This window comes from Micromonospora sp. NPDC051300 (assembly GCF_044455315.1).
GTDB classification, from domain to species: Bacteria; Actinomycetota; Actinomycetes; order Mycobacteriales; family Micromonosporaceae; genus Micromonospora; species Micromonospora robiginosa.
In genome coordinates, this window is sequence record NZ_JBITEP010000020.1 from 33,785 (window position 1) to 40,565 (window position 6,781).

Consider the following 6,781-nt stretch of genomic DNA (forward strand, 5'->3'; position numbering starts at 1 on the left):
CTTGTGGGGGGGGGGGGGGGGGGGGGGGGGGGGGGGGGGGGGGGGGGGGGGGGGGGGGCGGGGGGGGGGGGGGGGGGCCGGGGGGGGCCCCGCCGGGGTTGGCCGCTGCGTGGGTCAGCAGCGGGTGGGGGAGAGGGTGAAGTCCTCCACGGTGGGCGTGGTGGAGCTGATCTTCGTCTGGCGGGTCTGGGGCTTCCAGCCGTCCTTCGCGACGATCAACGTGAGCGGGTTGTTGCGCCGGTCCATCCAGTAGGCGTACCTGCCGTCGGCGTCCGTGGTGAACGTGTAGGAGTTCGCCCAGGAGTCGACCTGGACCGTCGCGCCCGGCAGCGGCGCGGTGCCGCCCTGGCAGCTCCGACCGGTGACCGTGCCGGACAGCTTGCCCCAGGTGGTCGGCGGCTGCGCGATCATGGTGACCGCCACCGGCGCCACCGTGTACGGGGTGTTCTCCTTGATGACGACCGACGCCGAGTAGGTGCCCGGCTGGTCCACGTTCGCGGTCATGCCGACCGTGACGGTGACCTTCTCACCGGGTGCCAGCGTGACCTTCGACTTGTCGACGGTCAGCCAGCTCACGTCGGCCGAACCTTCGGCGCACTCGCCGAAGCCGGGCAGGACCTCGCTGTCCTTGGTGGCGGTGAAGCCGCCCGACGAGCCGCCGACCTTGTAGAACCCGCAGGCCGCGCCGCCCCGGTAGCGGGGCGCGTTGGCGTTGGGCAGGTTGGCCCAGGAGTCGGTCGCCGGGTCGTACGCGAAGCCGGCGTTGGTGATGGCACCGCCCTGCGACCCGCCGACGACCAGGAGCTTGCCGTTGGCCACCGCGTACGAGGAGGCCCAGTTGTCGGCCGGCGCGTCCGGGATGGCGGTCCAGGCGTTGGCGGCCGGGTCGAAGGCGTAGCCGGCCTTCTGGGAGTTGGTGCCGTCGTTGCCGCCGGTGCAGTAGACGACGCCGTCGATCCCGCCGCAGGACAGGAACGCCACCGACTTCGGGTAGGCCGGGAGGGTCTCCCACGAGTCGGCGCCCGGGTCGTACCGGACCACGGTGTTGGACATCGGCAGGCAGTTGGCGGTGGTGCAGCCGCCGATCGCGTACAGCTTGCCGCCCGCGACCGCCTGACCGGCCGCCGCCCGGGGCGCCGGGTTGGCCGCCTTCGGCGTCCAGGTGTTCGCCGCCGGGTCGTACGACCAGGTGCCGGCGTCCGGGCCGGAGGCGCCCCAGCCGCCGGTGACGACGATCTTGCCGTCGATCACGCCGGCCGTCACGGCGTTACGGGCGCCGGGCAGGTCGGCGATGCCGGACCAGGACTGCGCGACCGGGTCGTACCGGTAGTTCTTCGCGCTGGACGTGGTGCCGTCGCCGCCGGCGATGGAGTAGACCTTGCCGTCGACGGTGACGACCCGGTTGTCCATCACGTTCGCCGGGTAGCCCGGGATGGCGGTCCACGGGTCCGCGGCCGGCGCGGGAGCCGCCACCGAGGTGGACGACTTGCCGGACGAGCGGGCCGCGAGCGACGTCGCCGCGGTCAGTCGCTGCGCCGGTGCGCCGGTCGAGCCGAGCAGCGCCTGCTCGGAGAGTTGCGAGCCGTCCGCGCGTTGCAGCACGAACCCGCCGTCCCGCTCGGAGAACTCGACGTCGACCGGGGCCCCGCCGGTGTTGGTCACCGTGAACGTCTTGCTGACCTTGCCGCTGGGCATCCGGGCCGTGCCGGTCAGCGACGTCGGCTGCACCGACAGTCGGCCGGCGGCCAGTTGGAAGGTGGCAGTGGTGGCCCAGTCGGTCTGGACGTCCACCTGCTTGGTCTGGCTCACGTAGTTGCCGGCGCTTGCGGTGAACGGGTGCGTGCCGGTCAGCGACGAGAACATCCAGTAGAAGCCGTCGGGCAGCTCGGTGTCGTCCGGGGTGGCGACCGTGGTGGCCTTCTCCGCCGGCCGGTCCTTGCTGGTCACGGTGGCGCCGTTGACGTAGCCGTTGTCGTTCTTGTCACGCACGTGGCCGAGGACCAGGCCCCCGTCGACCGGCTTGCAGACCAGCTTGCTGCCGATCAGCACGTTGTCGACCTCCCACCACCACTCCCAGCTCGCCTCGTAGTAGTGGAAGCGCACCCGCACCTGCGACTGGTTCGCCGCCTGCGGGATCGGCACCTCGGTCACCTTGGCGCGCACGTCGGCGGCCTGCCGGAGCACGTTGCTCCAGGTGGTGCCGCCGTCGAGGCTCAGGTCGACGTCCGCGCGGTCGCTGTTCAGCCAGTTGTAGTCCTGGTTGAACCGGATCACCGGGGCGCTCACCCCGGTCAGGTCGACCACCGGGCTGACCAGCGACGTGTCCTGCCGGCCGCCGCTGCCGTAGTTGTCGCTGTCGATGATGGCGAAGTTGCCGCTGCCGCCGGTCAGGTTGCCGCGCTCGCCCTTGTCGTCGAACTCCCAGACCTGACCGGTGCCGGCGTTGTCCACCACGGACCAGCCGTCCGGCACGCCGGTGCCGTCGAACGTCTCGTAGACGCCGTCGGAGCTGGTGGTGTAGCCGGGCGCGGTGGTGCACGCCTCCGGGTTCGCCGGCACCGCGACGTTCGCGGTCAGGTTGCCGGCGCCGACCGTGACCTCCTTCGTGACGGTCAGGTAGCCGGCGTACTGCGGCTCGACCGTGAGCCGGTAGGTCGCCCCGGCCGGCAGCTTCAGGCTGTAGCGGCCGGTGGCGGGCGTGGTGTAGTCGGAGATCGGCGTGCCCTCGACGCTCACCTTCGCGTACAGCGGCCAGCCGTGGCCGGAGCCGTCGGTGACCTGGCCGCCGACCGTGACGCTCGGCACCGCGGTGAGCGTGACGTCGAGCGTGGTGGTGGTGTTCTTGGTGACGGTCGCGGTGAGCGTCCGGGTCGCGTACCCGAAGGCGGAGACGACGACCTGGTAGTCGCCGGCGGGCAGCAGCGAGGAGTAGGTGCCGTCGGCGCCGGTGGTCAGCGTGCGGTCCGCCGCGCCGGTCAGGGTGACGGTCGCGCCGGCGATCGGTGCCCCGGACGCGTCGGTGACCTTGCCGGCCAGCGTGCCGTTGTCGCCGATCGGGGCGGCGGCGACAAGCGCGAGCGCGTCGAGCCGGCCCTCGCCGTAGACGTTGTTGTCGTCGGCGGTGCCGCCACACTGCGTGTCGGCCTTGTCCACCGCCGTGTCGTTCAGCAGCGCGCGGGTCGCCGTGACGTCGCCGACCAGGGTGGGCGCCGCCGACCAGAGCAGCGCGATCGCGCCGGCCAGGTGCGGCGCCGCCATCGAGGTGCCACTGATGCTGGCGTACGAGTTGTTCGGCACGCTGGAGCGCACGTTCACACCGGGCGCCGAGATGTTCGGCTTGATCTCGCCGTTCTGCCCGGTGCCCCGGGACGAGAAGCTGGCGATGTTGTTGTTGATGTCGTACGCGCCGGCCGAGTAGTTGCTGGCCAGGCTGCCCGGTGAGCCGCTGGTCTGGCAGGACGGGCCGTTGTTGCCGTTGGACCAGACGCCGAAGATGCCGGACGCGGTCCAGGCGTTGGTGACGTCCTCCATGAACGGCTCGTTGGACGGCTGGGTGGTGCCCCACGAGTTGTTGATGATGTTCGGCCGCTTGCTGGCGTCCGGGTTCTGCCCGTTCAGGTCGGTGGGCTCCAGCATCCACTGCCCGGAGGAGATCAGCGCGGCGTCGGTCGGGCAGCACCCGTTCGCGGCGATCCACTTGACCTCGGGGGCGACACCGATCTGGTTGGCGCCGTCCGAGCCGGCCATGGTGCCCATGGTGTGGGTGCCGTGCCCGTCGGAGTCGCACGGCGCGGTGGCGCAGTCGCCTGCCGCGTCGAACCAGTTGTAGTTGTGGTCGAACGTGCCGTCGCCGTTGTTGCCCCGGTAGGAGTTCACCAGCGCCGGGTGGTCGTACTGCACGCCGCTGTCGATGCTGGCCACGGTGATGCCGGCGCCCTTGACGCCGTACTGGGACCAGACGTCGTCGGCGTTGATGTTGGCGATGCCCCACTCCAGGGCGTTCGTCGACTTCTCGTTGGTGCCCGGGACGGTCTTCGGCAGCTCGTAGGCGACAGGCGCGTAGATGCCGTCGACCTCGGTGTGGGCGGCGAAGTTCTGCGCCATGGTCAGCGAACCGCCGGTGACCTTGATGGCGTTGGTGGCCCAGAACGTCTGGTACGTCGTACCCGAGCGGTCCAGCTCGGCGCGGATCTTCGCCTGGCTGTCGGCGGCGGTCTTCTTCAGCGTCGCGGCGACCGCGGCGCCCCGCTCGTTCCAGTCCTTGACGGCGGTGGCCTTGCCCAGGTCGGCCCGGTCGGCGAAGTGGATCCAGAAGTCGCCCTCGCTCTTGCCCTGGAGCTGGCGGGTGACCTCGGGACGGATCTTGTCGCCGGCCGACGCGCCGGCGCCGGTGCCGGCCTGTGCCGGCGCGCCGGTGGCGGCCAGCGCGGTCGCGGCGAGCACCAGGGCGGCGCCCGCGCTCACCAGCCGCCCGGCCGGACCCCTTCGGTGTGGACGTCTCAGCATCGGTGCTGCCTCCTCGAGGACGACCCGCGGATGATCGAGCCAGGCAAGAAGGGCCAGGAGACTGCGCTCCCGACTTGTCACACCGGTTTGAAACGAACCCCCCAGGCCCCCTAGGCGCCGTGCGGGTCTACGCCGGCCACCTGTGTGGACACTATGATCGACACCAATGGGCGATCAATGACCGTACGTGAGCAAATTGTCACCAACAGGTTTGGCGATCAAGGGCCCGGTTGACAGTCATTGTCACGGTGGGGGCGCGGTGGCGGACGACGACACGAATACCGCCTCTGCCGGCGGCACCGACCCGGCGGAGCATCCGTTCTCGCTGGTCATCGGCGTGACACCGTCGCCGGCCGAGCGGCTGCGGCTGACCGAGCTGCTGGACGGCGTGGCGCCGCTGCTGCTGGTCGCCGACCTGGACGAGCTGCGCGAACTGATCGACCCCGGGGAAAAGGCCCCGCCGGCCCCGCCGTCCGACGGCGCGCTGATGATCGACGCGGCTCGGTCCACCGCCCGCTGGGGGGACCGGGAGGTCGCCCTCACCCGGCTGGAACGCGACCTGCTCACCTGCCTGACCACCGAGCCGGTGCGGGTGTGGAGCTACGCCGAGTTGCACCACGCGGTCTGGCACGACGCGCCGACCCGGCGCCGCGCCGACGTGCAGTCCCTGGTCAAGCGGCTGCGCCGCAAGCTCGGCGAGCTGGGCACCGGGGTCACCGTCGTCGCGGTACGCGGCGTCGGGCTGCGGCTGACCGACCACCGTCGACCGAGCGTGCGCGGCGGTTGACGCCCGCCTCGGCAATTCCGTCAGGGGGGCGGGGGAAGATGGCGGACATGGCTCGGTGGCGATGGCTCCTGGCGGACCAGTTGGGTCCCCACTTCCTCGACGGCGACGCGCAACGCGTCCTGCTGGTGGAGACCCGGTCGCTGTTCGCCCACCGTCCGCTGCACCGGCAGAAGGCGCACCTGATCCTGTCCGCCTTGCGGCACCGGGCCGCGGAGCTGGGCGACCGCGCGCGGCTGGTCCGCGCCGACACCTTCCGCGAGGCGCTCACCGGCCTGGGCGAGCCGGTCGAGGTGGTGCACCCGACGTCGCGGGCGGCGCTCGCGTTCGCCCGCACCGTCGACGGGCTGACCGTGCTGCCACCGCGCGGCTTCGTCACCGACCGCGCCGACTTCTCGGCCTGGGCCGACCGGCGGCGCGGCCAGCTCCGGATGGCCGACTTCTACCGCTGGGCGCGGCACCGGCACGGCGTGCTGCGGGACCTGCCACCGCCCGGGCGCCGGCCCCGTCACCGGACGACGGCCGAGGTGCCGGCGCCGCCGCCGGTCGTCGAGGACGACATCGACGCCCAGGTGCGCCGCGACCTGGACCGCTGGCAGGCCGAGGGAATCCGGTTCGTGGGCCGGGACGCGCCGCGCCGCTACCCGGCCACGCACGCCGAGGCGCGGGCCCGGCTGACCCACTTCCTCGACCACCGGCTGCCCGCCCACGCCGACACCGAGGGCGTGCTCGGCGACGACGATCCGCGGCTCGCGCACAGCGTGTTGTCGTCCTCGTTCAACCTCGGCCTGCTCGACCCGGAGCCGGCGATTCGCGCTGCCGAGCGCGCCGGCCGCGACGGGACCGCGCCCCCGGCGGCGGTGCACCGGTTCGTGCGCGGCGTGTTCGGCTGGCGCGAGTTCCTGTGGCAGCTCTACTGGTATTTCGAGCCGCGCTACCGGGGCGTCGGCTGGCTCGGCGCGACCGGGCCGCTGCCCGAGTGGTTCGACCGGCTCGACGCGGACGCGGTGGAGGCGCGCTGTCTCGCCGACGTGCTGGCCGGCGTGCGGGACACCGGGTGGGCGCACCAGACCGCGCGGCTGACCGTGCTCGGCAACTACGGCCTGCAACGCGGCTGGCGTCCCGCCGACCTGGCCGACTGGTTCCGGCGCAGCTTCGTCGACGGCGCCGAGTGGGTCATGAACGCCACGGTCATCGGCATGAGCCAGTACGCCGACCTGGCCCGCATCGACACCCACCCGTGGGCGTTCGACGGCGCGCACCTGGATCGGTCCGGCGCGCCCTGCGGCGGCTGCCGGTACGCGCCGAAGGAGGTGCTCGGCGACGACGCCTGCCCGTACACCGGCGGGTTCGAGGCGTTCCTGCACCGCAACCGGGAGCGGCTCGCGGCCGACCCGCGCCTCGCCGCCGAGCTGGCCGAGCGCACCGACCCGCAGCGCCGCGACGCGGTGCTGGCCCAGGAGGAGAAGCGCGGCGACGAGGCGCCCTGAC

3 protein-coding genes are annotated in these 6,781 nt (G+C 72.5%); 2 read left to right on the forward strand and 1 reads right to left on the reverse strand.

Annotation, left to right across the window (positions count from 1 at the left end):
• Positions 1-114 precede the first annotated feature (114 nt).
• Positions 115-4,506 (reverse strand): S8 family serine peptidase, encoded by a 4,392-nt coding sequence (locus tag ACIA5A_RS21475; RefSeq protein WP_396765018.1) that lies wholly within the window; start codon positions 4,504-4,506, stop codon positions 115-117.
• Positions 4,507-4,765: 259 nt separating this feature from the next.
• Here ACIA5A_RS21475 and ACIA5A_RS21480 point away from each other — a divergent pair, with 259 nt between their 5' ends.
• Together ACIA5A_RS21480 and ACIA5A_RS21485 are read left to right on the forward strand one after the other, a co-directional pair.
• Positions 4,766-5,293: a winged helix-turn-helix domain-containing protein gene (locus ACIA5A_RS21480; protein WP_396765021.1), complete on the forward strand. Its 528-nt coding sequence runs from the start codon at positions 4,766-4,768 to the stop codon at positions 5,291-5,293.
• Between the two features lie 47 nt (positions 5,294-5,340).
• The gene (locus tag ACIA5A_RS21485; RefSeq protein WP_396765024.1) at positions 5,341-6,780 is read left to right on the forward strand and encodes a cryptochrome/photolyase family protein; all 1,440 of its coding nucleotides are present in this window, start codon (positions 5,341-5,343) and stop codon (positions 6,778-6,780) included.
• Position 6,781: the final 1 nt, after the last annotated feature.

What these genes read in the sequence shown, in the direction of transcription:
- ACIA5A_RS21475 (WP_396765018.1), bottom strand. Translation starts at nt 4,506, where the DNA reads ATGCTGAGACGTCCACACCGAAGGGGTCCGGCCGGGCGGCTGGTGAGC.
- ACIA5A_RS21485 (WP_396765024.1), top strand. Translation starts at nt 5,341, where the DNA reads ATGGCTCGGTGGCGATGGCTCCTGGCGGACCAGTTGGGTCCCCACTTC.